This window comes from Gordonia sp. DT218, assembly GCF_049847105.1.
Classification (GTDB): domain Bacteria; phylum Actinomycetota; class Actinomycetes; order Mycobacteriales; family Mycobacteriaceae; genus Gordonia.
The window spans coordinates 305,002-331,186 of the sequence record NZ_JBNCNS010000005.1 but is presented as its reverse complement, the minus strand read 5'-3'; the positions used below and the strand labels follow the sequence as shown (position 1 = coordinate 331,186).

Annotated in this window: 22 protein-coding genes; 12 read left to right on the top strand and 10 right to left on the bottom strand. The window is 67.6% G+C overall.

From position 1 onward, the window contains the following. Positions 1 to 7 precede the first annotated feature (7 nt). Together ACPXCG_RS19805 and ACPXCG_RS19800 are read left to right on the top strand one after the other, a co-directional pair. Positions 8 to 145: a hypothetical protein gene (locus ACPXCG_RS19805; RefSeq protein ID WP_425793823.1), complete on the top strand. Its 138-nt coding sequence runs from the start codon at positions 8 to 10 to the stop codon at positions 143 to 145. 128 nt (positions 146 to 273) lie between these two features. After that, complete coding sequence (locus ACPXCG_RS19800; RefSeq protein WP_425793822.1) at positions 274 to 1,551, top strand: YihY/virulence factor BrkB family protein; 1,278 nt, start codon at positions 274 to 276, stop codon at positions 1,549 to 1,551. Positions 1,552 to 1,564: 13 nt separating this feature from the next. On the opposite strand, the gene ACPXCG_RS19795 is transcribed toward ACPXCG_RS19800, so the two are convergent. Then, on the bottom strand, positions 1,565 to 1,834 hold the full coding sequence (locus ACPXCG_RS19795; protein ID WP_425793821.1) for a DUF3039 domain-containing protein: 270 nt from the start codon (positions 1,832 to 1,834) through the stop codon (positions 1,565 to 1,567). Positions 1,835 to 1,976: 142 nt separating this feature from the next. On the opposite strand from ACPXCG_RS19795, the gene ACPXCG_RS19790 reads away from it, so the two are divergent. Beyond that, a complete protein-coding gene (locus ACPXCG_RS19790; RefSeq protein ID WP_425793820.1) occupies positions 1,977 to 2,438 on the top strand; it encodes a DUF3099 domain-containing protein in 462 nt (153 codons plus the stop codon). Between the two features lie 157 nt (positions 2,439 to 2,595). After that, positions 2,596 to 3,615, top strand: coding sequence for a sigma-70 family RNA polymerase sigma factor (locus ACPXCG_RS19785; RefSeq protein WP_425793819.1), 1,020 nt, complete (start codon positions 2,596 to 2,598; stop codon positions 3,613 to 3,615). Positions 3,616 to 3,618: 3 nt separating this feature from the next. Here the strand turns inward: ACPXCG_RS19785 and ACPXCG_RS19780 are convergent, their stop codons facing one another. Continuing rightward, on the bottom strand, positions 3,619 to 6,579 hold the full coding sequence (locus tag ACPXCG_RS19780) for a GNAT family N-acetyltransferase (protein WP_425793818.1): 2,961 nt from the start codon (positions 6,577 to 6,579) through the stop codon (positions 3,619 to 3,621). Further along, complete coding sequence (locus ACPXCG_RS19775; protein ID WP_425793817.1) at positions 6,572 to 7,837, bottom strand: acetoin utilization protein AcuC; 1,266 nt, start codon at positions 7,835 to 7,837, stop codon at positions 6,572 to 6,574. Before ACPXCG_RS19775 ends, ACPXCG_RS19780 begins: the two co-directional genes overlap by 8 nt. Positions 7,838 to 7,999: 162 nt before the next feature. Between ACPXCG_RS19775 and ACPXCG_RS19770 the strand changes: the two genes are divergently transcribed. Then, positions 8,000 to 8,683, top strand: a complete 684-nt coding sequence (locus tag ACPXCG_RS19770; RefSeq protein ID WP_425793816.1) for an iron dependent repressor, metal binding and dimerization domain protein — start codon at positions 8,000 to 8,002, stop codon at positions 8,681 to 8,683. Between the two features lie 4 nt (positions 8,684 to 8,687). On the opposite strand, the gene ACPXCG_RS19765 is transcribed toward ACPXCG_RS19770, so the two are convergent. Together ACPXCG_RS19765 and ACPXCG_RS19760 are read right to left on the bottom strand one after the other, a co-directional pair. Continuing rightward, complete coding sequence (locus tag ACPXCG_RS19765) at positions 8,688 to 9,902, bottom strand: DUF4192 domain-containing protein (protein WP_425793815.1); 1,215 nt, start codon at positions 9,900 to 9,902, stop codon at positions 8,688 to 8,690. 163 nt (positions 9,903 to 10,065) lie between these two features. Then, positions 10,066 to 10,755, bottom strand: a complete 690-nt coding sequence (locus ACPXCG_RS19760; RefSeq protein WP_425793814.1) for a hypothetical protein — start codon at positions 10,753 to 10,755, stop codon at positions 10,066 to 10,068. A 187-nt stretch (positions 10,756 to 10,942) separates the two neighbouring features. Here ACPXCG_RS19760 and ACPXCG_RS19755 point away from each other — a divergent pair, with 187 nt between their 5' ends. Genes ACPXCG_RS19755 through ACPXCG_RS19745 form a run of 3 tightly spaced genes read left to right on the top strand, consistent with a single transcriptional unit; the run spans position 10,943 to position 14,516 of the window. Beyond that, entirely contained in the window at positions 10,943 to 11,947 is a 1,005-nt protein-coding gene (locus ACPXCG_RS19755; RefSeq protein ID WP_425793813.1) for a PAC2 family protein, read from the top strand. Then, a complete protein-coding gene (locus ACPXCG_RS19750; RefSeq protein ID WP_425793812.1) occupies positions 11,944 to 14,049 on the top strand; it encodes a DEAD/DEAH box helicase in 2,106 nt (701 codons plus the stop codon). Before ACPXCG_RS19755 ends, ACPXCG_RS19750 begins: the two co-directional genes overlap by 4 nt. Before the next feature lie 29 nt (positions 14,050 to 14,078). Beyond that, entirely contained in the window at positions 14,079 to 14,516 is a 438-nt protein-coding gene (locus ACPXCG_RS19745; RefSeq protein ID WP_425793810.1) for a nitroreductase family deazaflavin-dependent oxidoreductase, read from the top strand. Between the two features lie 198 nt (positions 14,517 to 14,714). Here the strand turns inward: ACPXCG_RS19745 and ACPXCG_RS19740 are convergent, their stop codons facing one another. Next, the gene (locus tag ACPXCG_RS19740; protein WP_425794013.1) at positions 14,715 to 15,671 is read right to left on the bottom strand and encodes a hydrogen peroxide-inducible genes activator; all 957 of its coding nucleotides are present in this window, start codon (positions 15,669 to 15,671) and stop codon (positions 14,715 to 14,717) included. A gap of 111 nt (positions 15,672 to 15,782) precedes the next feature. Between ACPXCG_RS19740 and ACPXCG_RS19735 the strand changes: the two genes are divergently transcribed. Together ACPXCG_RS19735 and ACPXCG_RS19730 are read left to right on the top strand one after the other, a co-directional pair. Next, positions 15,783 to 16,370 carry a peroxiredoxin gene (locus tag ACPXCG_RS19735; protein WP_425793809.1) on the top strand — a complete coding sequence of 196 codons (588 nt, stop codon included), beginning with the start codon at positions 15,783 to 15,785 and terminating at the stop codon, positions 16,368 to 16,370. A gap of 11 nt (positions 16,371 to 16,381) precedes the next feature. After that, entirely contained in the window at positions 16,382 to 16,915 is a 534-nt protein-coding gene (locus tag ACPXCG_RS19730; RefSeq protein ID WP_425793808.1) for a carboxymuconolactone decarboxylase family protein, read from the top strand. 73 nt (positions 16,916 to 16,988) lie between these two features. Here the strand turns inward: ACPXCG_RS19730 and ACPXCG_RS19725 are convergent, their stop codons facing one another. Then, positions 16,989 to 18,218, bottom strand: a complete 1,230-nt coding sequence (locus tag ACPXCG_RS19725) for an aspartate aminotransferase family protein (RefSeq protein ID WP_425793807.1) — start codon at positions 18,216 to 18,218, stop codon at positions 16,989 to 16,991. A gap of 61 nt (positions 18,219 to 18,279) precedes the next feature. On the opposite strand from ACPXCG_RS19725, the gene hrpA reads away from it, so the two are divergent. Next, positions 18,280 to 22,209, top strand: coding sequence for an ATP-dependent RNA helicase HrpA (hrpA, locus tag ACPXCG_RS19720; protein WP_425793806.1), 3,930 nt, complete (start codon positions 18,280 to 18,282; stop codon positions 22,207 to 22,209). Positions 22,210 to 22,311: 102 nt separating this feature from the next. Here hrpA and nrdR read toward each other — a convergent pair whose 3' ends face one another. Together nrdR and ACPXCG_RS19710 are read right to left on the bottom strand one after the other, a co-directional pair. Continuing rightward, positions 22,312 to 22,803: a transcriptional regulator NrdR gene (gene nrdR, locus ACPXCG_RS19715; protein ID WP_425794012.1), complete on the bottom strand. Its 492-nt coding sequence runs from the start codon at positions 22,801 to 22,803 to the stop codon at positions 22,312 to 22,314. Positions 22,804 to 22,906: 103 nt separating this feature from the next. Then, the gene (locus ACPXCG_RS19710) at positions 22,907 to 23,458 is read right to left on the bottom strand and encodes a LysM peptidoglycan-binding domain-containing protein (RefSeq protein ID WP_425793804.1); all 552 of its coding nucleotides are present in this window, start codon (positions 23,456 to 23,458) and stop codon (positions 22,907 to 22,909) included. A gap of 237 nt (positions 23,459 to 23,695) precedes the next feature. Here ACPXCG_RS19710 and lexA point away from each other — a divergent pair, with 237 nt between their 5' ends. After that, on the top strand, positions 23,696 to 24,454 hold the full coding sequence (gene lexA / locus ACPXCG_RS19705) for a transcriptional repressor LexA (RefSeq protein ID WP_425793803.1): 759 nt from the start codon (positions 23,696 to 23,698) through the stop codon (positions 24,452 to 24,454). 14 nt (positions 24,455 to 24,468) lie between these two features. Here the strand turns inward: lexA and ACPXCG_RS19700 are convergent, their stop codons facing one another. Further along, positions 24,469 to 26,142 carry a putative PEP-binding protein gene (locus ACPXCG_RS19700; RefSeq protein ID WP_425793802.1) on the bottom strand — a complete coding sequence of 558 codons (1,674 nt, stop codon included), beginning with the start codon at positions 26,140 to 26,142 and terminating at the stop codon, positions 24,469 to 24,471. Positions 26,143 to 26,185 lie beyond the last annotated feature (43 nt).

Sequence of the window (26,185 nt, the reverse complement as noted above, 5' to 3'; positions counted from 1 at the left end):
GCGGGCCATGCTACCGGGGGCCGCCGACGACGGCTCGGGCGACGCGCACTCGGTCGCGGGTGTGGCACAGATCGTCCCGTCTGCGGGTGGCGGATCCGACACACCACACACCACGCCGGGACCGGTCACCCGCTTCGGTGCGTGATCAGGGATGCTGGAGCCATAGACAGTCGCAACCGGAACCCTGTACCGATCACCGAGGACAGCACGTCGTCGGCGGATGGGCCGTACGCGCGGAACCGGGGTGTTGCGGGCCGGAGCCCCGACGGGAGCATGCCGACCACCCCCATCGTCGATCCTGCCCCACCGACCGTCCCTCAGGCGTCCCGACCGAACCGCCGGCAGACGGAACCCGGGTCAACGCGCAACCGCCGACGGTCACCCGCCCCAGAGACGCTCGGCCGTGAACAGGAGGGTCCACCGGACCGCGGCGATACGCGAGCGCCGACCGGCCACGACGACCCCGCCGTCGAGATCCCGCACCCGCCCGGCCCGCCGGTGCTGCCGAATCTGCACCGGCTGGTATGGCGGACCATCAAGAAGGCCTGGGACGACGGCGTCGTCGGCTGGGCCGCGCAGGCCGCCTTCTGGCAGGCCCTCTCGCTGCCACCGCTCGTACTCGGGATCCTCGGGAGCGTCGGCTACATTGCCGGATGGTTCGGCCCCGACACGGTCGACGTGATCTATGAGCGGATCATCGCGTTCGCCAACCGCACCTTCTCCGACAACGTCGTCAGCGACATCATCAAACCCACCGTCGACAACGTCCTCGGGCGCGGCAAGGTCGTGGTGATCTCGGCGGGCTTCATCATCTCCCTATGGGCCGGCTCGTCGGCGGTCTCCTGCTTCGTCGCGTCGATTGTGCGAGCCCACGACCAGCACCAGGTCCGAAATCCCGTGTGGCAGCGCTTCTTCGCCCTGTTCCTCTACGTGGGGTTCCTGATCATCGCGGTGTTCCTGCTGCCCCTGGTCGCCCTTGGCCCCAACTATCTGCACGAGATCGTGCCCGAATCCTGGGATCCGATCGTCACCCAGCTGATCGACTACGGCTACTTCCCGTTCGTCGCCGCCCTGATGCTGATCGTGCTCACCACGCTCTACCACCTGGCGCTGCCCAATCCGCTGCCCTGGCACCGCTTGGTCGGCGGCGCGGTGGTGGCCGGGGTGTTCTTCTGGATCGCGAGCTATATCCTGCGCATCTACCTGACCGCGATCACCCGGGCCGGCTACACCTACGGAGCGCTGGCGACCCCGATCGCGTTCCTGCTGTTCACGTTCTTTCTGGGATTCGCGATCGTGGTCGGCGCCGAGTTCAACGCCGCGGTCCAGTCGTTGTGGCCGGCCAAGCCGGCCGCGTCCACCCAGGTGCGCGACTGGGTGTCGTCGCAGACCTCTGACATCACCGGCCAGCTCAAGACGCTGCCCGACCGCCTGTCCTCCGGACCGATCCGGCGTGGCCGGTCCTCGGATGATCCCGGTACCGGGCGCGATCAACCGGTACGTCCACGCCCCACCCGTGCACGTCCGCCCGACGACGGTCCGGTCGCGTGAGCGACCGCGACGCTCAGCTCTTCTTCATCCGCTGGTAGATCTTCTTGCATTTCGGGCACACCGGAGACCCGGGCTTGGCCGAGCGCGTGACCGGGAAGGTCTCGCCGCACAGCGCGACCACATGGCTCCCCATCACAGCGCTCTCCGCGATTTTGTTCTTCTTCACGTAGTGGAAGAATTTGGGGCGGTCGTCGTCGCCCCTGTCGGTGGCGTCGGCATCAGGCCGTTCGTCGACGTCGGTCCGTTCGTCGAGGTCCGGCCGCTCAATCGTCTGCGTTCCCATGTGCTCCATTGTGCGACACACCAGGTGTCCGCTGCCAGCCGCGTCGATCGCCCGCCGTCGCGGTCCGATCGATCGTCGCACGGCAGCCCGACCTAGGGATCCCGCCGATGCAATCCGCACCCGAAAGTGGGACAGTGGAATCATGGCTGGCGACGGATCTGGGGCACGCGGGGGCACCGGTACGGATGGTGCCCGAGTACCCCATCGCGACGACCGCGACGCCTTCCTGATCACCGATGCCCATCGATCTCTCGAAGATCAGCAGCGCGCGAGGGTGCGCAAGTACCTCACGTTGATGGCCTTTCGCGTTCCCGCCCTGGTGATCGCCGGGATCGTCTACAGCTCGACACACAACGGTCTGCTCGCGCTCGCGATCGTCGCGATCTCGATCCCCATCCCGTGGGTGGCGGTCCTGATCGCCAACGACCGGCCGCCGCGCAAGCGTGGCGAGGCGCCGCAATACAAATACGGCGCCGATCATTCCGTCGTCGAACCGATGTCGCTGGGCAGCACCGCCGCCAGTCCCGAATCCCATGTCGTCGACTCGACAACGGACACCCCACGCGATCAGGCCGAGGACGATTCGGAACGCGGTTCCCGCTGACCCACACTCTCAGCAACTTCTCATGTAGCCCGCTGAATCGGCTCGTGGTAACCGCTGGTCACGTCTATCTCAGACGACGCAGTCGCGGGAACCCCCGGGAACTTTCACCCCCCCGAACGCGTTGGACCTCATGAACGCACTCAAGTCAGGAGGCCGAATGTCACGCTCGACAGTTTCACGCCCGACCACGACTACTGGATTCGCCGACGATCCCACTTCCACCCGGACCCGCCCCGCCATGACGGAGCAGGATCTGGATGCACAGTCCCCGGCTGCCGACCTCGTTCGCGTCTATCTCAACGGCATCGGCCGTACGGCTCTGCTCAACGCCGAGCAGGAGGTCGAACTCGCCAAGATGATCGAGGCAGGCCTCTACGCCAAGAACCTCCTGGCCACCAAGAAGCGGTTGTCGGCAACCCGCAAGCGTGACCTCGCCGTCATCGTCCGCGAGGGCGAGTTCGCCCGGGCGCACCTGCTCGAGGCCAATCTCCGGCTGGTGGTCTCCCTGGCCAAGCGGTACACCGGTCGCGGTATGCCGCTGCTCGACCTGATCCAGGAAGGCAATCTGGGTCTGATCCGCGCGATGGAGAAGTTCGACTACGCGAAGGGCTTCAAGTTCTCGACCTATGCGACATGGTGGATCCGTCAGGCCATCACCCGCGGTATGGCCGATCAGAGTCGCACCATCCGGCTGCCCGTCCACCTCGTCGAGCAGGTCAACAAGCTGGCGCGCATCAAGCGCGAACTCCACCAGCAACTCGGCCGCGAGGCGACCGACGACGAGCTCGCCAGCGAGTCGGGTATCCCGGCGGAGAAGATCGCCGACCTGCTCGACCACAGCCGTGACCCGGTCAGCCTGGACATGCCGGTCGGCAGCGACGAGGAGGCGCCGTTGGGCGACTTCATCGAGGACGCCGAGGCGACCTCCGCCGAGAACGCCGTGATCGCCGGTCTGTTGCACTCTGACATCCGCTCGGTGCTCGCAACGCTCGACGAGCGTGAGCAGCAGGTCATCCGGATGCGCTACGGCCTCGACGACGGCCAGCCGCGCACTCTCGACCAGATCGGCCGGATGTTCGGGCTGTCGCGCGAGCGCGTGCGGCAGATCGAACGCGAGGTCATGGGCAAGCTCCGTCAGGGTGAGCGCGCCGAGCGCCTGCGCGCCTATGCCAGCTGATCTCTAACCCAATCGTCTCGGTCCGGTGTCCGCTCGTGTGGGCACCGGACCGACACGTATCAGGGCCGTGAGCACCGCGGCGCCGTCCGGTGAAGCCAGGATCGGGTCGAGGACCACCTCGCGGACCTCGGGGATGTCCTCGACGAGCGTCGAGATCCGCAGGAGCAGATCGGCCAGCGCCGCTCGGTCCACCGGCGGTTCGCCGGCATAGCCACGCAGCAGTGCGGATGACCGCGGTTCGTCGATCAGGTCCGACGCATCGAGTGCCGACAGCGGGATGGCCCGGTATCCGTGGTCACCCAACAGATCGAATGTCCGCCCCGACAGTCCGAACGAGATGAGCGATCCGAACGAACGGTCGTCGCGCACCCGGATCATCGTCCCGATCCCCTTCGGAGCCATCTTCTGGATGTGCAGCACCCGATCACCGGTCAGCTCGCTGAGTTCGGCGAAGGCGGTGACAACCGCGGTCGCATCGGGGAGGTCGAGCCGGGCGCCCTCACGGTCGAGGCGCCCGCGCCACGTCTGGGAGGTCGCCTTCACCGCGACCGGGAACCCGAGGTCGCGTCCTGCGGCAGACGCCTCGTGCATGGTGGTGACCTCTCGGAACGGCACGATCGAGATGCCGTACCAGCCCAGCACGGTCGCCGACTCGACATGTCCGAGAGTCAGGCCGGGGTCGGTGTCGCCACCGTCGGTGACGAGATTCTCCATCGCCTCGCGGACATAGCCGCGCGCGGCCTCCGGGTCGGTGTTGCCGGGACGGTGGATCTCCGATTCCGGCCGCTCTCGCCACCGCGCATACTGCCACGAGCGGGCCAACGCGTTGGCCGCGCGTTCTGGGCTCCCGTACGACGGGATCGACCCGACGTCCGGCAGACCGTTGACGCCCGGCTTCATCAGCCCGGGCGGGATGCCCTCGACGGCGAGGAATGTCGTCACGACCGGTTTCGGGTGATTCGAGTCCGGCCCGCCGGCGGCATCTCCGGCACGCGGGATCTGTGTGTTGGCCGCCGCCATCAGCGCGCGCGCATGCCAGTCGGCGTCCACGGCCACCGGTGGGACGAACACGACGATCACCGCATCCACCGACGGATCCGCCATCGCGTCGGTCACCGCGGCCTCGAACGCGTCTTCACTCGCGCCCGCGCCGAGGTCGATCGTGTCGGTCACCTCCAGGCCACCACCGCGGGCGGTCTCCGCGGCCAGGCTGCCCAGCACCGACGAGTTGCCGATGATGCGTGTACGTGGGCCGCGCGGTAACGGCTGGTACGCGAAGATCGTTGCGCAGTCGAAGAGTTCGGAGATGGTGTCGACTTGGATGACCCCCGCCTGCTCCAGCACCATCTGGGCGATCTGGTCGTCGAGGCTGGCCGCCGACGACCGGGCCGCGCGCGCAGCCGTCATCGCCCCCTTTCCCGACTTGACCGCCACGATCGGCTTCGAACGCGAGACGCGTCGGGCGATCCGGGAGAACTTGCGCGGATTTCCGAAGCTCTCGAGGTAGAGCAGGATCACGTCCGTCGCGGTGTCGGTGTCCCAGTACTGGAGCAGGTCGTTGCCCGACACGTCGGCGCGGTTGCCGGCCGACACGAAGGTCGAAAGGCCGATCTGACGGCGTGCGGCGGTGTCGAGGATCGCGATCCCGAGTGCGCCCGACTGACAGAAGAAGCCGACCCGCCCGGTGGCCGGGATGCGTGGTGCCAGCGTCGCGTTGAGCGCCACCGACGGCTCGTTGTTGGCGACGCCCAGTGCGTTGGGGCCCACCAGCCTCATGCCGTGTTCACGGACCTGTTCGAGCAGTCGGTGCTCACTCTCCAGGCCCGCCTCGCCACTCTCGCCGAACCCTGACGAGACCACGACCAGCGTCCGGACCCCCTTCACGAGACAGTCGTCGAGGACCTCGTCGACACTGGCCGCGGGTACCGCGACCACCGCCAGATCCACCGGATCCGGGATGTCGCGAACCGTCGGGTACGCCCGGATCCCGCGCACTGAGGGCGGCCGCTCATGACTGCGCCGCTGCGCCGGTGTGGACCGCACAGGACCCGGTCCGTGCGCCGTTGGTGGGGCGCCGGTCGCCGCCGCGGTCTCGTCGGCGTCGTCGGCCGGGCCGGGCCCGTTGACCGGGAACACCGGGCCGGTGAATCCCCCGGCGATGATGTTGGCGAGCAAGGCATTACCGACCTTCTTCGGGTCGGTGGAGGCACCGATCACGGCCACCGACGACGGCCGGAGCAGGTTGGCGACGCTGCGCGCCTCGGAGGCGCGTTCGCGCGCGTTGCGCACCGACAACAGCGCTTCGGTGGGGTCGATCAGGAATTCCACGTGCACGGTGCTGCCGTCGAAGTTGCGCGACAGCTGGTACCCGGCATCGCGGAACACGGCCACCATGTTCGGGTTCTCGCTGAGCACCTCCGCCTCGAAGCGGACGAAGCCACTCTCCGCCGCCGCCCCGGCGAGATGCTCGAGCAGGATCGGGCCGAGCCCACGGCCCTGGTGATCATCGGCGACCACAAAGGCGACCTCGGCCGACTCGGGCTTGCCGTCGAACTCGAGTCCTTCGTAGAGGCCGATCGCGATGATGTCGCCCCCGAGCACTGCGACCAGCGCGACCCTCTTCTGATAGTCGACCGTCGTCATGCGCGCCACCTCGCGCGGCGGCAACGTCGGCGTCGGCCCGAAGTACCGCATGTATCGGGTCCGCTCCGACAGCCCGGCATGGAACCGCACCACACGATCGGCGTCGTCGGGGATGATCGGCCGCAGGTGAACGACGCCGCCGTCGGAGGCCAACACATCGGCGATCCAATGGCGAGGGTAGTCCCACGGCTCACGCGGCTGAGGCCGGTCGGCCGCCTCCCCGGTCGGTGCAGCCGTACTCCCCGGCGCCGTAGCGTCCGTCGGTTTCGATTCCGTCGCAGGGTCTCTCGATGGGATCAGGTCGTCACTCGGATCAGTCACGGGGGTCCTCCGGATCGAGACCGTGCAATGGATACACCGCACGGCGGGTGGCCAGGATCGCCCGGTCGGTCTGGCGTTGCGCGGAGTCGCTGATCCCCTCGGGCGGGTCCTGACCCGTGTCGCCGTCCCACGCCACATAGCCGACATCTCCGCCGTCACCCATCACCGTCACCGGGGCCTGCGAGTAATCGGAGTGCACCTGCTCGGCGATCTGCTCGGCGGTGGCACACCACGATTCGTCGATCGTGGTCTCGACGTCGACGTCACGGCCGAGGACGATCCCGATCAGGTGGGCCCAGCTGCGGGGGACCACGTTCACGACGCCATAGCCGCCGCCGCCCACTGCAATCCAACGCCCGTCGCAGTACTTGTCGGCAAACCCGCGCATCGCCTGCATCGCGGCACGCTGGCCGTCGACCGTCAGTGCCAGATCGGTGAGGGGGTCGGCGCGGTGACTGTCCACGCCGCACTGACTGATCAGGATCTGTGGCCGGAACTCTTCGAGGACCGAGGGCACCACCGCATGGAAGGCGCGCAACCACAATCGATCCGTGATGTCCGGCATCAGGGCCACGTTCACCGCCGACCCCTGGGCGTCACCGTCACCCACCTCGGTGGGCCATCCCGTTCCGGGCCACAGTGTCGCAGGGTGCTGGTGCAGTGAGACGGTCAGCACGCGCGGGTCCGCGGCGAACTCGACCTGGACACCGTCTCCGTGGTGCGCGTCGATGTCGACGTAGGCGATCCGGTCATACCCGTTCTCCAGCAACCACCGGATGGCGATGGCGCAGTCGTTGTAGATGCAGAAGCCGGCCGCCCTCGCCTTCATCGCATGATGCATCCCGCCGCCGATGTTCACCGCCCGTCGCACTGACCCCGACGCCACCGCCTGCGCAGCGGCCAGCGTGCCGCCGACGAGCAACCGGGCGGCCTCGTGCATCCCGTCGAACACCGGATTGTCGGAATCCCCCAGTCCGAAGAGCCGCTCGAGCAGTGGCCCCGACAGCGACGCCGTCCCCGATCCGACAGCCCGCACCGCGTCGATGTAGTCGGTGGAGTGCACCACTGTCAGAGCCGAGTCATCGATGTCGAGAGGAGCGCGACTGTCGACGCCGTCGAGCACGCCGAGGCTCTGCGCCAACGTCATCGTCAGGGCGAGGCGGACCGGGTTCATCGGGTGGGTGTGCGCCCACTTGTAGGACAGGAAATCCTCGCTCCAGATGACTGCCGCCGCTTCGTCGCTCGTCGTCCGCGTCACGACCTCAGGCTAGTGGCTTCCGATGGCCACCGATGCACTTCGTCCCGAGCGCGGCACCGACGTACCCCCCACTGCCGCACTGCCATGCGTGTCGTCCGACACGCGCAAGGGTCACATGGCCTGATCAGGGTACCCTTGGGCTAGACGAAGGGACTGCGCACAGTGAACGATCTGGTTGACACCACTGAGATGTACTTGCGGACGATCTACGACCTCGAAGAAGAGGGGATCGTCCCTCTCCGCGCCCGCATCGCCGAACGGTTGGAGCAAAGCGGTCCGACAGTCTCGCAGACGGTGGCCCGGATGGAACGTGACGGCCTGCTGCACGTCGCAGGCGACCGGCACCTCGAACTCACCGACCGCGGCCGTGACCTTGCCGTCGCCGTGATGCGCAAGCATCGCCTGGCCGAGCGTCTGCTGGTCGACGTCATCGGGATGCCCTGGGACCAGGTCCACGAGGAGGCCTGCCGCTGGGAGCACGTGATGAGCGAGAACGTCGAGCGGCGACTGCTGACCGTTCTCGACAACCCGACCACCTCCCCCTACGGCAATCCGATTCCCGGGCTGGAACTGCTGGGCGCCGAGCAGGCGCCGCTGAGCGACGGCGCCACCCGGCTGTCCGACCTGCCCCAGGGTGACCCCGTCGTCGTGATCGTGCGGCGGCTGTCCGAACATGCCCAGTCCGACCAGGATCTGATCAGCGAACTGCGCGATGCAGGTGTGGTGCCCAACGCCCGTGTGACGGTCACGATCAATCGCGAGAAGGCAATGGTCAACTCGCCGGGCCATGACGGTCTGGAGCTGTCCGAGGAGATGGCCCACTCGGTCTTCGTCGACAAGGTCTGATCGTTCAGCTCGCCTCGAGCTCCGGTGTCGGCGCAGGCATCGGAACGCCGAGGGAGTGCGCAACCTCGTAGCTGTCGTCGATCATCGCGCGGAGCATCCGTGGTGGCATACCGCCACGGAGTGCGCTGTCGAGCAGCACTGCCAATGACCACTCCGGGTCCGCCGCGAGCGCGCAGTCGAGCGCGACACCGGCATATCCGCCCTCCCCGTTGATGTAGTGCAGATGCGCCAGCAGCGTTGCCGCACTCGCCCGCTGCGAGCCGGTGAGCCGCCGCGCCAGTTCTCGCCACAACATCTCGGCGGCGTGCCGTAGATCGGTCACCGCGAGCGCGAGTGCCGCATCCCGGACCGGCAGGCGGGTCAGTGCGGTACCGAGCATCGTCACCGTCGCGCAATCGAGCGCCCGTGGTCCGGTCACCTTGCTCGTCGGCGACGGCATCGTGGAGATCACCTGTTCGACGACACCACGGAGGAGCCCGGCATCGGTCGCCGGATCGGCTTCGCACTGGTTATCGTCGCCGTGATCGTCTGCGCCGTGGCCTCCTTCGCGCTGGTCTCGTGCGCAGTGGTCTCGTGCGCAGTGGTCTCGTGCGCAGTGGTCTCGTGCGCAGTGGTCTCCCGCGCAATGGTCGAGCGGTGCGAGCATCGCCGCCATGTCCGAGCGGCGAGCGAGCACCCGCCGGCCGGTGGTCACCGCTTGCTGAACAGCGGTCGGGCTGGTGTGCGGATTGCCGAGCCGACCGCGGGGCGACGCCGACGGTGCGATCGGCGGTGTGTGTGGCGCGCACATCTGGCGGACAGCTGCAGGGCGTGGGTCCCAGATCCGTTGCCATCGCACCCCGTCCGCGAACTCCGGCACCACGAACCCCGCCGAGATCCCGCCGATCTCGACGAATCGGCGATCAGCTATCGCACAGAGCCGCCGGTACCGATCGTCGCCTGCCGGGTGGCGATCATCGACGATCACCGCGACGACGGCACGAATCTCGTTGCGTACGCACACCTCTGCGAGATCGGTGAGCACCGACTTCAGGGCCGGGACGATGTCGCCGCTCTCGTCGAGGACGAGGTCGTGACGCATCGCGGTCCGGACCACGTGCGGGTCGTCGCCGAATGCGAGCAGGATGAAGGAACGGTCGGGGATGAAGCCGAGCAGACCCGGCACGGCCGTCAGCAGTGCAGATGATGACAGGGACCTGGAATTGGTGGATGCAGACATGCGGTCATCGTCGGGTGCGGCACCGGCGCAACCGACGCCGCCGATCCCTGCGACCGCCAGTTGACACGAGGTTGTCCACACACTCGCGAAAATCCACAGATCATGCAGGCACGATGCGGAAAGCACATCGCGCGGTCCGGGTTCGGGTCGGCCGACGGCCGTATCAACCGAAGGCCGCGTCGACCGCCTTGTCGAAGAGTGCCGCGAGTTGATCGCTTTCTCGTGCCGACATCGGCTCGGCGCCCTGATGCCGGTACTCGACGGTGACCCGCACCCCGCGGCGTTGCGCCATCAGAGCGGTCGTCCCGGTTGTCAGCGCCGACGACCCGACATTGCCCGTCGCGATCTGCCGACGCAGTCCCGCGGTGTCGACCGACTGCGCTTTTGGGGCCTGGAGCACCTGAACTGTCACCAGCGATGTCGCGGTCGGGGCCGAACCGGAGAGCACCCGCGGGCAATTCCTGGCCTGCGTGGTCACGTCGACGAGGGACTTGCCTGCCCTGGTGACCGCGGAGGTGAAGGTCGCGGTCGAATCGTCGGGATCCGAACCGACCAACACCGCCGCGCCGTCGGAGGGCAGGCCCGCGGGCGTGCACTGCGGCGGGGTCACCGATCCATGGAGTGGACGACCGGTGATGTCGGCGAGGGCGGCCGGCACCGCGGGTGCCGGCACGCGACTCGCCGAACCACCCGGGAAATCCGACGCCGCCACCGAGTCGCCGGAGAGATCGGCCGCTCCGGCTACCCCCTGCCCGTCCACCGTGCACCCGGAAGCCACGAGAATCGCCGTCCCGACCAGCAGCGGGGCGAGCACGACGGGACGTCGTAACTGGTGCCTCTTGGTTGTGGTCACAAGGGCCTACTGTGCCATCGACCGGTGCGGGCCCGGCGCACCGACACCCCGGCGAATCCGGCCGGCCGGGAATCCGGGCCGGCGTCGGCGTGTTGACACTGACGAATACCGCATCGATCTGCGAAATTGGCCCTGCCGGGCGCCGATGCGAGAGAATCGACATACACACGACGAGGAGGGACGACCCATGGACGAGCGGCCCGCCGAGAACAGTTCGCTGTACTCGCTGGAGTTCCCCGCGCCCCAGGTCTCGAACGACGAGGGCACCGGACCGGTGCTGCTCCATGCCCTCGAGGGGTTTGCGGATGCAGGACACGCTGTCGCGCTGGCAGCACGGCACCTGCGCGATGCGTTTGATTCCGAACTGGTTGCGACGTTTTCCACCGACGAGTTGATCGACTACCGGTCACGTCGACCGACCGTCACCTTCAGCGGTGACAAGTTCACCGATGTCGAGATGCCATCACTGACGATGCATGCGATCCGCGACACCGCGGGCCGACCGTTCCTCCTGCTCGCGGGTTCGGAGCCCGACCTGCGCTGGGAACAGTTCGTCGACGCGGTGCGGCGGCTCGCCGAACGCTTCGGGGTGACCGATGTCATCGGACTCAACGCCATCCCGATGGCCGTCCCGCACACCCGCCCGCCGTCGATCACCGCACACGGCGACGATCCGGACCGGCTCGGCGATCTGCCGCGCTGGGGATCGGAGATGAAGCTGCCGGCCAGCGCGTCGATGTTGCTGGAATTGCGGATGAGCGAACATGACCACCGCGCAGCGGGCCTGTCCGTCCATGTGCCGCACTACTTGTCGCAGACCGACTACCCGGCGGCCTCCGCGCGTCTGCTGGACGCGGTCGGCGAGGTGACCGGCCTACAGTTGCCGGTCGTCGCACTGGAGAACGCAGCCGAGAAGGTCCGTCTGCAGGTCGACAACGAGGTCTCGGGCAACGCCGAGATCGAGTCGGTGGTCGCCGCGCTCGAGACGCAGTACGACACCTTCACGCAGGCTCAGGCCGAACGTGCGTCGCTGCTGGCGGCCGAAGAGGACCTCCCGAGCGGCGACGAACTCGGCGCCGAACTCGAACGCTTCCTCGCCGAGCAGGTGCGCGACAGTGACAACCCCGATGGTGGCAACACGCACAGCGAAGGTCCGGACGACGGCGCAGGCGGTCCCCCATCCCCGATGTGAGCGCGGCACCGGGGTCCGTCCTGACCCCGGTGGTCGACGAGGACACCGCTTTCGAAACGTTCACCGACTGGTGGAATGACCGGGGAATCGAGCTCTATCCGCACCAGGAAGAGTCCCTTCTCGAACTCATCGCCGGCAGCAACGTGATCCTCGCGACACCCACCGGGTCCGGCAAATCCCTCGTCGCTGCCGGCGCGATCCACTTCGCGCGTTGTCGTGGCGAGCGGGTCTACTACACCGCGCCCATCAAGGCGTTGGTGAGTGAGAAGTTCTTCGAGCTGTGTGCGATGTTCGGCGCGGCGGCCGTTGGTCTGGTGACCGGCGACGCCGCCGTCAACGCCGATGCCCCGATCGTGTGCGCCACGGCCGAGATCGTGGCCAACCTCGCACTCCGTGACGGATCGCGCAGCGACATCGGCACTCTCGTCGCCGATGAGTTCCACTACTACGGCGAGACCGACCGGGGCTGGGCGTGGCAGGTGCCACTCATCGAACTGCCGCACACGCAGTTCCTCTTGATGTCGGCGACTCTCGGCGACGTCTCGTTCTTCGTCGACGACCTTCAGCGACGCACGGGACGCCCGACGTCGGCGATCACCGGCACCGATCGGCCGGTACCACTCGAGCACACGTATGCGATGACGCCGATTCACGAGACCATCGAGAACCTGATCTCCGCGGGTCGCGCGCCCGTCTACGTGGTCCACTTCACCCAGGCCTCCGCAGTGGAACGCGCCCAGGCGCTGTTGTCGGCCAAGATCGCCGACAAGACCGAGAAGGCGCTCATCGCCGAGGCCATCGGCGATTTCCGCTTCCACACCGGTTTCGGTGCGACCCTGTCCAAACTGCTGCGCTCCGGGATCGGCGTGCACCACGCCGGGATGCTGCCGCGCTACCGACGGCTCGTGGAACGTCTTGCGCAACAAGGACTACTCAAGGTCGTCGCCGGTACCGACACCCTCGGCGTCGGCATCAACGTGCCCATCCGCACCGTGCTGTTCGCGGGGCTGAGCAAGTACGACGGCACCCGGGTCCGACGTCTTCGCGCGCGTGAGTTCCACCAGATCGCCGGGCGCGCGGGCCGCGCCGGATTCGACAGCATCGGCTATGTGGTGGTCCAGGCGCCCGAGCACGACGTCGACAATGCGCGGGCGGTGGCAAAGGCGGGCGACGACCCCAAGAAGCTCCGCAAGCTGGTCCGCAAGAAGCCGCCGGAGGGCTTCGTTTCCTGGGGCGAGAAGACATTCACCCAACTCATCGATGCACCCGACGAGCCATTGCGGTCGCATTTCCGGATGACCACGGCGATCCTGATGGAGGTGCTGACGCGGCCGGGTGACTGCTTCGCGGCACTGCGGCATCTGCTCGAGGAGAATCACGAGCCACGCAACCGGCAACTCCGCCACATCCGGCACACCATCGAGCTGTACCGAGGCCTGCGCGAGTCCGGCATCGTCATCCAACTCGATGCTCCCGACCCGGACGGCAAGAACGTCGCGATGTCGGTGGACATGCCGGAGAACTTCGCGCTCACCAATCCGCTCTCGTCGTTCGCGCTGGCCGCCTTCGAGATCCTCGACCCCGACTCGGGAACATACTCACTCGATGTGCTCTCGATCCTCGAGTCCACCCTCGAGGATCCGCGCCCACTGCTTTTCGCCCAGCGCAAGGTCACGCGCGACGCGGCGATAGCCGAGATGAAGTCGGACGGTATCGAATACGAGGAGCGCATGACCCGGCTGGAGGAGATCACCTGGCCCCGTCCGCTCGCCGATGAGATCGAGTTCGCATTCGGCGTCTACCGTCGCGGACACCCTTGGGTGTCGTCGTATCCGCCGTCGCCGAAGTCGGTGCTACGCGAGATGCTCGAACGGTCGATGACGTTCACCGAACTCATTTCCCAGTACGGACTCGCCCGCAGCGAGGGCGTCGTCTTGCGGTATCTTTCCGATTGCTATCGAGTTCTGCGACAAGGCCTTCCGACTGCGGTCAGCACCCCGGAGGTCGTCGAGATCACCGACCGGGTCGGGGCGATGGTCCGCGAGGTCGACTCCAGCCTGGTCGACGAATGGGAGCAACTCAGCCGGGCGGGTGTGGAATAGTCGGGTCCACCGACCACGTTGGAGGAGATATGCCACTCACCGGAGAGTACGAACCCAGCCCGGCGGATTGGGCCACGGATCAGGTCCGCGAATACGAGGAGTCGAACGGCACCGCCGCGACCACCATGAAGGGGAAACCCGTCGTGGTCCTCACCTCGGTCGGCCGCAAATCGGGCAAGCTGCGCAAGACGCCACTCATGCGTGTCGAATACGACGGCGACTACGCGGTCGTGGCCTCGCTCGGCGGCGCCCCCAAGCATCCGGTCTGGTACTGGAACCTCGTCGCCGAACCGCATGTCGAACTCCGCGACGGGGAGCAGGTCGGCGACTACACCGCGCGCGAGGTCGCCGGCGAAGAACGCGAGACCTGGTGGGCCCGTGCCGTCGAGGCCTGGCCCGACTACGCCGAATACCAGACCAAGACCGACCGCGTCATCCCGGTGTTCGTCCTCGAACCCCGCCGCTGAACCGACCCCTCGCCGACAGCAACCCGATTCCTGCCGACAGCAACCGGGCATCGCGCCGACAGCAACCGACATTTCGCCGACAGCACCCTGTCGACCGGAGCGCTGCCAGGACATGTGGTGCTCTCGGGGTGATTTCAGTTTCTGCCGGCGCGAATCGGGTTGCTGTCGGCGCGAATCGGGTTGCTGTCGGCGGGTTGATCAGCCCCGCCGCACAGTGCCGGTCGCGACCACCAGATCGGCGATGACGCCCGCAAGAGTGTGAAACGCCTCGGCCCGTCGCGCCGACTCGCGATACACCAACCCCACCCGCCGGCCCGGACGGGGCCGCGCAAAGGTTGCGGTGGCCAGATGACCACCGTCGGTCTCGACCGCCACGGCGGTCTGCGGGATCAGAGTGACCCCCAGACCACCCTCCACGCATTGCACCGCAGTCGCCAGAGACGCCGCCCGTGTCTGCCCGACGTCCGGTCGGACGCCCGCGAGCCGGCACACCTCCAACGCCTGATCCCGGAGGCAGTGACCTTCGTCGAGAAGGAGCAACGGCAGGTCGGCGAGCGACGCCGGGTCCACCCTGCGTCGGCCCGCGAGCGGATGGGCGGCAGGCAACGCGAGGACGAAATCCTCTGTGTACAGCGGAACCTCGGCCATCCCACGTTCGTTCGTGGGCAACGCCACGATGGCCACGTCGAGTGATCCGTCTCTCAACTGCCGCAGCAGCCGCGCGGTCTGATCCTCCACCACTTGGATCTGCAGCCCCGGAATGCGTTCTGCCACACCACGAAGCACTGCCGGAAGGATGTACGGGGCGACCGTCGGTATCAGGCCTACCCGCATCGGCCCGGCGAGCGGGTCACCGCTTCCCGACGCCTCGGCAAGCAGCTCATCGATCGCATCCACGGCGGCGATTGCCCTGGGCAGCAACCTCTCCCCCTCCGGCGTCAGGAAGACACGTCTCGTCGTCCGCTCGACGAGTTGCACTCCGAGACCGGCCTCGAGACCGGCGAGCGCTTGCGACAGGGTCGGTTGACTCACCCCGAGATCATCTGCTGCAGAACCGAAATGACGACGATGGGCGACGGCCACGAATGCGCGCAGAGCGGTCGTCGACGGTTGATGACTTTTATTGGCCATGCCTATCAATATAGTGCGTATCATCACGTTTCGCTCTTGCCGATATTCCGGCACGATGGTGCATGTCTGACGACGAATCCGCGTCCTCTTATGACGCACCGACGCTGATCGAACCACCAAGGAGCGAAACAGAGCATGGCTTTGCTGACCATCGGCGACCAATTCCCCTCCTACCACCTCACCGCGGTCATCGGGGGCGACCTGTCCAAGGTCGACGCCCAGAAGCCGGACGACTACTTCACCACGGTCACCAGTGACGATCACCCCGACAAGTGGCGCATCGTCTTCTTCTGGCCGAAGGACTTCACCTTCGTGTGCCCCACGGAGATCGCCGCTTTCGGCAAGCTCAACGACGAGTTCGCCGACCGTGACGCCCAGGTACTCGGCGCCTCGGTCGACAACGAGTTCGTGCACTTCCAGTGGCGGGCACAGCACGAGGACCTCAAGACCCTCCCCTTCCCCATGCTGAGCGACCTCAAGCGCGAACTCGCCTCCGCGGCGGGCGTTCTCAATGCGGACGGGGTGGCCGACCGGGCCACCTTCATCATCGATCCGAACAACGAGATCCAGTTCGTCTCGGTGACCGCCGGTTCAGTCGGCCGCAACGTCGACGAGGTTCTCCGTGTCCTCGACGCCCTGCAGTCCGACGAGCTGTGCGCCTGCAACTGGAAGAAGGGTGATCCGACCATCGACGCCGGTGAACTCCTGACCGCGAGCGTCTGAGAGGGGACCACATGAGCATCGACAATCTCAAGGAAGCGCTGCCCGAGTATGCCAAGGACCTCAAGCTGAACCTTGGCTCGATCAGCCGGACCACGGCGCTGAGCGAAGAGCAGCTGTGGGGCACCCTGCTGTCCACCGCGGCCGCGACGCGTAATGCCAAGGTGCTGGCCGAGATCGCCGACGAGGCCGCCGACACACTGTCGGCCGAGGCCTACAACGCCGCGCTCGCCGCGACGTCGATCATGGGGATGAACAACGTCTTCTACCGTGGCCGCGGCTTCCTCGGCGGCAAGTACGACGACCTGCGCCCCGGTCTGCGCATGAACATCATCGGCAATCCCGGAGTGGACAAGGCGCTGTTCGAGCTGTGGTCTTTCGCGGTGTCGTCGATCAACGGTTGTGAGCACTGTGTCGGTGCGCACGAGAACACGCTGCGCGAGGCGGGCGTGGATCGTGAGGCGATCTTCGAGGCTCTCAAAGTCGCCTCGATCGTCGCCGGTGTCGCCCAGGCGATCGCGACCACCGAGGTGCTTGCGTCGGTCTGACCGATCCCGTATACAGATCTGCCCCCGACTCTCCGACAACGGAGGGCCGGGGGCAGATTCGATTGTCCCGGGCTCAGCCCAGCGCGGCCCGCATCCGGTCGGCGAGCTCGCCGACCTCGTCGGTGGTCATCACGAAGGCGGGCGAGATCTGCAGCGCACCCTGGCCCGCTGCACGGCCGCTGACTCCGTGCTCGCGCAGCCTGCCGACCATCGGTACCGCCTGCGCGGGGTCGGACAACTGGACCGCGGTGACCGCGCCCAGGCCGGTGCGGACCTCCGACACCGAGTCGAGGTCTGCCAGCGGCGAGAGCGCCTGCGCCAGATCGTTTTCCAGGCGGGTCGCCTCGGCCAGCAGACCCTCACGCTCGATGATGTCGAGGTTCGCCATCGCGGCCGCGGCAGCACCTGCATGCCCGCCGTAGGTGTAGCCGTGGCGCCACCACACCCCGCCCGCGAAGAACGGCTCGGCGATGTGGGGAGCGATGAACACCGCACCCATCGGCACGTATCCGGACGTGAGGCCCTTGGCGGTCGTCATCATGTCGGGCGCGAGGTCGAAACGGGACGACGCGAACCAGGAATCACCACCGATGCGGCCGAATCCGGTGACCACCTCGTCGGCGACGAACAGCACATCGTGGTCGCGGCAGATCTGACGGACCTCGGCGAGGTACCCCTCGGGAGGCAGATATATCCCGCCGGCACCGATGATCGGCTCGCAGAAGAACGCCGCGACGCGGTCGGCGCCCAGACGCTCGATGAGGCCGAGGAGACTCTTCGCGTTGTCCCACTCCACCGACTCGGCGTCGGGCATGAGTTCGCCGTAGCCCTCGCGGTTGCCCGGGATGCCCGCGAGCGCCGTGCCCGCCACATGCATGCCGTGGTACGCCTTGGTGCGGCCGACGATGATGTTCTTCTCCGGCCTGCCCTGCTCGTGCCAGTAGCGCCGGGCCAGCTTTGCCGCCGTGTCGACAGAGTCACTGCCACCCGACGTGAAGAAGATCTTGCTGTCAGGAACCGGGGCGATTGCGGCGAGCCGTTCGGCGAGTTCCGCGGTGACGTCGGCGGTGATGTCGCCGAACCCTGAGTAGTGCGCCAGGCGACCCAGCTGATCCGCGACGGCCTGGGCCACCTCGGTGCGGCCATGGCCGATGTTGGTGAACCAGAGACCCGCCGTCGCGTCGAGATACTCGCGTCCGGAGGCGTCCCAGATCCGCGTTCCTTGTCCGCGAGTGACCACGAACGGCCCCTTGGTGGAGACCGAACCCATATCAGCGAAACCGTGCCACAGTGAACCAGCCATCCCCCAATCATGCCGGGCGTGCGCCGGGTCACCTCCGTCGACCCCATATCCTGGACAGATCATGCCCGTTCCGACCGCAGAGGACCGACGAGCGCTCACCGATCGCCTCGCCGACGTGACCATCCTCGACGCGCACCGTCTGCGCCGACGTCTCGACAAACTCGGTCGCTCACCGAAACGGGCGGCCTGGGACAAGCTGGCCGCCGATGTCGATGCCGCGACGCACCGCGTCGATCGTCGCCGTGCGACGGTACCGACGATCACCTTCCCGCCGGACCTGCCGGTGTCGGCGGCTCGCGACGAGATCGCCGCCGCCATCGCCGATCACCAGGTGGTGGTGATCGCCGGTGAGACCGGTTCGGGCAAGACCACCCAGCTACCCAAGATCTGTCTCGAGCTCGGCCGAGGCATCCGAGGCGCCATCGGCCACACGCAGCCACGGCGGATCGCTGCGAGTTCGGTCGCGCGCCGCATCGCGGACGAAACCGACAGCGAGATCGGTCAGGCGATCGGATACTCCGTGCGGTTCACCGACCGGGCCGGCGCCAACACCCTGGTCAAGGTGATGACCGACGGCATCCTGCTCCGTGAGATCGGTACCGACCCTCTGCTGCGCCACTACGACACCCTCATCATCGACGAGGCCCACGAACGCAGCCTCAACATCGACTTCATCCTCGGGTACCTGAAGCGACTGCTGCCGCGCCGCCCCGACCTCAAGGTCATCATCACCTCGGCGACCATCGAGCCCGATCGGTTCGCACGGCACTTCGCATCCGACGGACCTGCGGACGGCGACCGGCCCACTGGAGACGTACCCATCCTGGAAGTGTCCGGGCGCGCATATCCCGTCGAGGTCCGATACCGCCCGTTCGGGGATGACCGGGACCCCGATTCCGACCATCGCGACCTCGATCAGGTCCAAGCCGTCGACCAGGCCGTCGGCGAGCTGTGGTCGTCGCACCGCACCGGCGACATCCTGGTGTTCCTGCCGACCGAACGGGACATTCGCGAGACCGCGGATGCCCTGCGCCATCGTGTCTCGGCGGGTGCCGAGATCGTCCCGCTCTTCGCGCGGCTGTCGGTCGCCGACCAGCAACGCGTCTTCGCGCCGTCGAGCGGGCGGCGCATCGTCCTCGCCACCAACGTCGCCGAGACCTCGCTGACTGTCCCGGGTATCCGCTACGTCATCGATACCGGCACCGCCCGCATCTCGCGCTACTCCACCCGATCGAAGGTGAATCGTCTTCCCATCGAGCCGATCTCCCAGGCTTCCGCCCGGCAACGCGCCGGTCGGTGCGGTCGGGTCGCGCCGGGCATCTGCATTCGCCTGTACTCCGAGGAGGATTTCGACAACCGCCCGGCGTTCACCGATCCGGAGATCCTGCGGACCAATCTCGCCGCGGTGATCCTCCAGATGGCCGCCCTGCACATCGGCGACGTGTCGGCATTCCCCTTCGTGCAGCCGCCCGATGCTCGCGCCATCCGTGACGGCATGGCCGCGCTCACCGAACTCGGCGCGATCCGTGAGACCGCTCGCGACGATCATGAGCCGGTCCTCACCCGAATCGGTCGGGACATGGCCCGGATACCGGTCGATCCGCGTCTGGCACGGATGCTGATCTCCGCGCACGAACTCGGATGTCTCGACCACGTCCTGGTGATCGCGGCGGCGTTGTCGGTGCCCGACGTCCGCGAACGGCCGGCGGAACATCGCGAGGCCGCCAACACCTCGCATCGCCGGTTCGCGGTGCCGGGTTCCGAGTTCCTCTCGTATCTCGAACTCTGGGAATATCTGAATGACCGACGAAAGGAGTTGTCCGGCAATCGGTTCCGCCGGATGTGCGAGAGCGAGTTCCTGCATTTCCTGCGAATCCGGGAATGGCAGGAGCTCCACCGCCAGTTGTCGCGGATCGTCTCCGACCTCGATTGGACCGCCACCGCGTCGCCACGCGACGCCGACGCCATCCATCGTTCGATCCTGTCCGGACTGTTGGGCAACATCGCAGTCCGCCAGGGAGACTCACGCGACTACATCGGTGCCCGAAACACATCGCTGGCGATCTTCCCAGGCTCGTCGCTCGCCCGTAAACCACCACCCTTCATCATGGCCGCCGAGATCCTCGAGACCTCACGACTGTTCGCGCACACCGTCGCCGGCATCGACCCCCTCTGGGCCGAGAAACTCGCGGGCGACCTCGTCCGCCGGTCGTACAGCGAGCCGCACTGGTCCGCCAAGCGCGCGTCGGCGATGGCCTACGAGCGGGTGACGCTCTACGGCGTCACGCTCGTCGCTCAGCGACGCGTTCCCTACGGCGCGATCGATCCGCCGACCTCACGGGAGATGTTCATCCGCCACGCCCTGGTCGAGGGCGATTGGCGCACCGATCATGTGTTCTTCCACCGGAATCGGGACCTCCTCGAGGCGGCCGCCGACGTCGAGCACCGCGCCCGTCGTCGCGACCTGGTGATCAGTGAGGAACAGCTTTTCGAGTTCTACGATGCACGCGTCGGCGGTGACGTGGTGTCGGCGCGGCATTTCGACACGTGGTGGAAGAAGACGCGGCGCGAGCATCCGGAGCTGCTCGACCTGAAGCCGGAGGACGTGGCCGCCGATGTCACCGTGGCGGACACCGACTTTCCCGGAGCCTGGCAGCAGGGTGAGACCCGCCTGGAACTGCGCTACCGATTCGAGCCCGGCGCTCCCGACGACGGGGTGACCGTCGTGATCCCCCGGCCGCTGCTCGATCACGTACGACCCGCCGGCTTCGACTGGTCAGTCCCCGGCCTACGTTCCGAGCTCGCCACCGAGCTGGTCAGATCCCTGCCGAAGGTCGTCCGCAAGTCCATGGCGCCCGCTCAGCGCTTCGCCGACCTCGCGGTGTCGCGATTGACACCCCGGTCGGAGCCGTTGCTGACCGGTCTGGCTCGCGAGCTCACCTCGATCACCGGCATGACGGTGTCGCCGGGTGACTTCTCGCTCGAGCGTGTCCCCGCGCATCTGACGATGAACTTCGCCGTCACCGATCGCACCGGGACGGTGGTCGCGAGCGGCAAATCACTGGCGGACCTGAAAAAGGGGTTCGCCGGGCACGACGACACCTCTCATCGCCGCGCCGTCCACACCTCGTGGAGTGCCGACGGCATCGGCGACCTGCCCGAAACCACCACTACGACTGTCGCGGGCCAGACGATCACCCGCTATCCGGGCCTCGATGTCGTGCGGGACGATGCAGGCCGAGCAACCGGCGTGACACGGACCGAGTCCGTCACCGCGACCGAACGCGACCACAAGCTCACGAACGCGGTGGTGGTGTTGCTGGAGACGACGATCCCGACGCTGTCCAAGAAGATCATCGGCACCCTCGACCCCGCCGGACGGTTGGCGCTGAGTCAGAGCCCGTATCGGCGAGGTGACGATCTGCTGGCCGACTGCACCCGGCGCGCGGTCCGCGATGCCGTGGCCACCCGAGATCTCACCATCATCCGGACGCCGGACCAGTTCACGCGGCTCCGCGACCAGATCCGATCGACCGTGACGGACGCGGCCCCCGAGTACTTCGCGCTCGCCACCGACGTTCTCCGACATCTGGCCCCGCTCCGATCGGAGATCGAGCAGGACAGCGGGTCCGTCGCGGCCGACGACGTGTCCGAGCAACTGGAAAATCTCGTCTTCGACGGATTCGTGGCGGCCACCCCACGCACATATCTCACCGAGATCCCCCGATACCTTCAGGCGGCGGAGAACCGATTGGCCGACCTCTTGGCATCATCGAGCCGCGATCGCGATGCCCTGGCCGCGGTCGACCGCGTGATCGCGCACTGGAATCAGCGAGTCGCCCAGCTCCCCGTCGGTCGGCGCGATGCCTTCAACGAGTACGCACATTGGATGGTCGAGGAACTGCGGGTCGGTCTGTTCTCGCAGCGCCTCGGTACCGCCTATCCGATCTCCGAGAAGCGAGCGCTCCGCTTTCTGGACGCGTTCCGCTGAGCTCTCTGGACGCGTTCCGCTGAGCTTTCTGGACGCGTTCCGCTGAGCTCTCTGGACGGGTTCCGCTGAGCGCATGTCCGAGCGCACATCGCCCGGGCGCCGTCATTCCGAGACGATCGACCCCGTGGCGTCCACTGTCTTCCCGTGCGTCAAGTCGCCCTGCAGGTCATCGATCTCACGCTGGAAGTCCTCGAGCGAGTCGAACGAGCGGTACACCGACGCAAATCGGAGGTAGGCCACCTCGTCGAGCTCACGCAGCGGCTTGAGGATCGCCAATCCCACTTCGTTGCTGGGGATCTCGGCCGATCCGGATGCGCGAACGGCATCCTCGACCTGTTGCGCGAGCTGGGCGAGCGCGTCTTCGGCCACCGCGCGGCCCTGGCACGCCCGACGAACTCCGCGCATCACCTTCTCACGACTGAACGGCTCGGTGACCCCGTTGCGTTTCGCCACCGACAGCACGGCGCTCTCCACCGTCGAGAACCGGCGACCACACTCCGCACACGAACGGCGCCGTCGGATCGCCTGCCCTTCATCGGCGACACGCGAGTCGATGACCTTGGTGTCTTCGTTCTTACAAAACGGGCAGCGCATGTTGTCCTCACGCACATCTCGGGACACTCCGGCGCACCGGATGCTCGCTACGCCGTGCCGGTTCCCGGCTGGAACCTGTGCCATGGAGGATACCGTCCGTTGCTCAGCGGTATGCGGGCGCGATCAGCGCCTGCCCGACATGGAGGCCCGAGGCGGGCAGGGCGTTGCGCTCGACGATCTGATCGATGACCGACTGGCGCGGCAGATCCGGCGCCACCCGATCGGCGATCGAGCTCAGGGAGTCGCCCTGCCGCACATGCACCACCTCGGTGCCCACCGGTTGCGGGGCGACGGACGCGGCGTAGTTCGTCCCCACGATGGCGACGACCCAGACGAGCGCGGCCAGTGCACCCCCGACCAGCACCGCCAGTGCGGCCGCACGACGGCGGGCATAGACCCGCCGATCGTCCGCCGGTGCCGCACACCGGGTGCCGACGATCGTCGTGCCCGGGTTGTAACGCCCGGCCGGACGTCGGTCGGCCGGACGGGTCGGCTCGACCCTGGCGGCGCGCCGGGGACGCGTGCCGACGCCCGACGTGACCGGCCGTCGCGGCGCGCGCGTCGGTGTCTCGCGGGACCGGGTCCCGCTGCTCGGCAGATCGCGCACGAGCGTCTCGCGGGTCGACGCCTCACGGGTCAAGGTGGCTGTGCTCATCGTGTCCTCCTGGGATCCGAATCGGCCGTCCCCTCGATCACATGTTCGATGGAACGCATGTTCGATTTGTAGCACGATGCGCCGACAAAGTCTCGACACGCGTCGAACAAATGTTTGAACCTGTCGGCCGGTTCGGTTAACCTCGGCCGTGAGACACGCGATCGACCAGCAATTTTGCGAGACGAACCCGATTCGGCGACAGCCGACGATGCAACAGCCGACAGGAAGGACTCAGCGATGAGCGACAAGGCCGGCGGGCGGCGCGGAGCCTCCCGCGCGATCCACGAGAGCGTAGACGCCCCCGACGAGTCGTCCGATCCGGCACCTGTCGTCGCCGACCCCGAGTTCGCGGAGACAGCCCTCACCGCACGCCAGAGCGGGGTCCTGGAGTTCATCCGCCAGTCCGTGCGGGAGCGTGGCTATCCGCCCAGTATCCGCGAGATCGGCGACGCGGTCGGACTGACCTCGACGTCATCGGTGGCGCATCAGCTCCGCACCCTGGAACGCAAGGGATTGCTCAAGCGCGATCACAACCGGCCGCGTGCGGTGAACATCCAGGACGGCGACCACACCCCGCCGGGCGGTGCCGCTGCCGGACTCGCCGACGGTCAGGAGCTGCCCACGCCGACCTTCGTGCCCGTCCTCGGTCGGATCGCCGCCGGCGGACCGATCCTGGCGGAGCAGGCCGTCGAGGACGTGTTCCCGCTCCCGCGAGAACTGGTCGGTGAGGGATCGCTGTTCCTGCTGCGCGTCGTCGGCGAGTCGATGATCGACGCCGCCATCTGCGACGGCGACTGGGTGGTGGTCCGGCAACAGAACGTCGCAGACAACGGCGACATCGTCGCAGCAATGATCGACGGCGAGGCGACCGTGAAGACGTTCAAGCGCAAGGACGGTCACGTCTGGCTGATGCCGCACAACGAGCTCTTCGATCCCATCCCCGGCGACGAGGCCGCGATCCTCGGCAAGGTCGTCACGGTGATGCGGCGCGTGTGAGGGTCGCCTGAGGGTCAGCCGTCGAGCGCCGCCGACGCGACCGCACGGGCCTCGGCGGGACCGGCGGTCGTCAGCACCGCTTGTGCGGCAGACCGGCATTGGTCGAGAGTCACCTCCGCGAGGCGTGCGCCGACCGGGGCAGCCGCGGCGGGCGCCGCGGACAACGAACTGACACCCATGCCGACGAGCACACACGCCAGCAACGGATCGGCGGCCGCCTCACCGCACACCCCGACCGGCTTGTCCGCCGCCTGACCGGCGCGGGCGACCATGTCGATCAGCGCGAGCGCGGCCGGCTGCCACGGATCCGTCAGCGTGGCGAGTTCGGCCGACATCCGATCGGCGGCCATCGTGTACTGCGTCAGATCGTTGGTGCCGATCGAGACGAAGTCGACCTCCGCCAGGATCGCCGCAGCCAGGATCGCGGCAGCCGGCACCTCGACCATCACCCCCGCGACCAACCCACGGCGACGCACCTCGCCCGCGAATTCCGCTGCCTCGGAAGGCGATGCGATCATCGGGGCCATCACCCACGGCGTGGCTCCGCCCTCCTGCGCGGCGGCCGCGATCGCATCGAGCTGCGCCGCGCGGATATCGGGATGGTCGATGGCGATGCGATTGCCCCGGACGCCCAGCGCCGGATTGGCCTCATTCAGTTGGGTCACGAATTTCAGCGGCTTGTCCGACCCGGCGTCGAGCGTCCGGATCACCACTTTCTGATCGGCGAACGCGTCGATCACCTCGCGGTACAGCGTCGTCTGCTCGGCGATCGTCGGCGCCTCGGCGCGATCGAGGAACGCCAGCTCCGTGCGGAACAGCCCGACCCCCTCGACCGGATAGCCGGATGCGGTCCGTGCCGACGCCCCGTCGGCGACGTTCGCGAGCACCGAGACCCGATGTCCGTCCGCGGTCGCCCCAGGGCCCGTCCACGACGCCACCGCAGCAGCTTTGCGGCGGCTCTCGTCGACACCGGCGAGCGCCTTCGCCTCGTCGGGTTCGATCTCCAGAGTGCCCGCCGTACCGTCGACGAGCACTCTGGTGCCGACGGCCACGGTCGCGAGCCGGCCGACTGCGACAACGCACGGAATCCCCAACTGACGGGCGATGATCGCCGTGTGACTCGTCGGACCTCCGAGACGTGTGACCAACGCGATGATCAGTGTCGGATCGAGTCCGGCAGTATCCGCCGGGGCGAGGTCGTCGGCGAGCAGCACCGACGGCACGGGCGGTTCCGGTACGCCGGGCTCGGGTACCCCGAGCAACTCGGCGACAACCCGATCCCGGACGTCGTTGAGATCGGTGACCCGTTCGGCCATCAGTCCGCCGAGCTTGGTGAACATCGCGGCGAACTGTTCGGTCGCGGCCACCGCCGCGGCCGGCGCGGGGGTGCCGGTGGCGATCAATGCCGACGCCGCACCGACCCAACCACGGTCCTCGGCCAGACCCGCGGTCGCCACGAGCACCTCCGACGCCGCGCCCGAGGCATGCGAGGCCCGCTCCCGGAGCCGTCCCGCCACCGCCGCGGCGGCGTCGCTGAAGCGTTTGGTCTCGACATCACGCTCGTCCTCGGCGACGGCAGCCTCCGCCGCGCTCGGGTCGTATTCCGGACGAGCGCCCGGCCAGATCGCCGGTCCGAAGGCCTTACCCGCCACCACCGGCGTCCCCTGCAGAACCTGTGTCTGTGTCACCGAAGTCCCTATCCGTCCGTCGGTCCGCGAGCCGTTCCGGCCC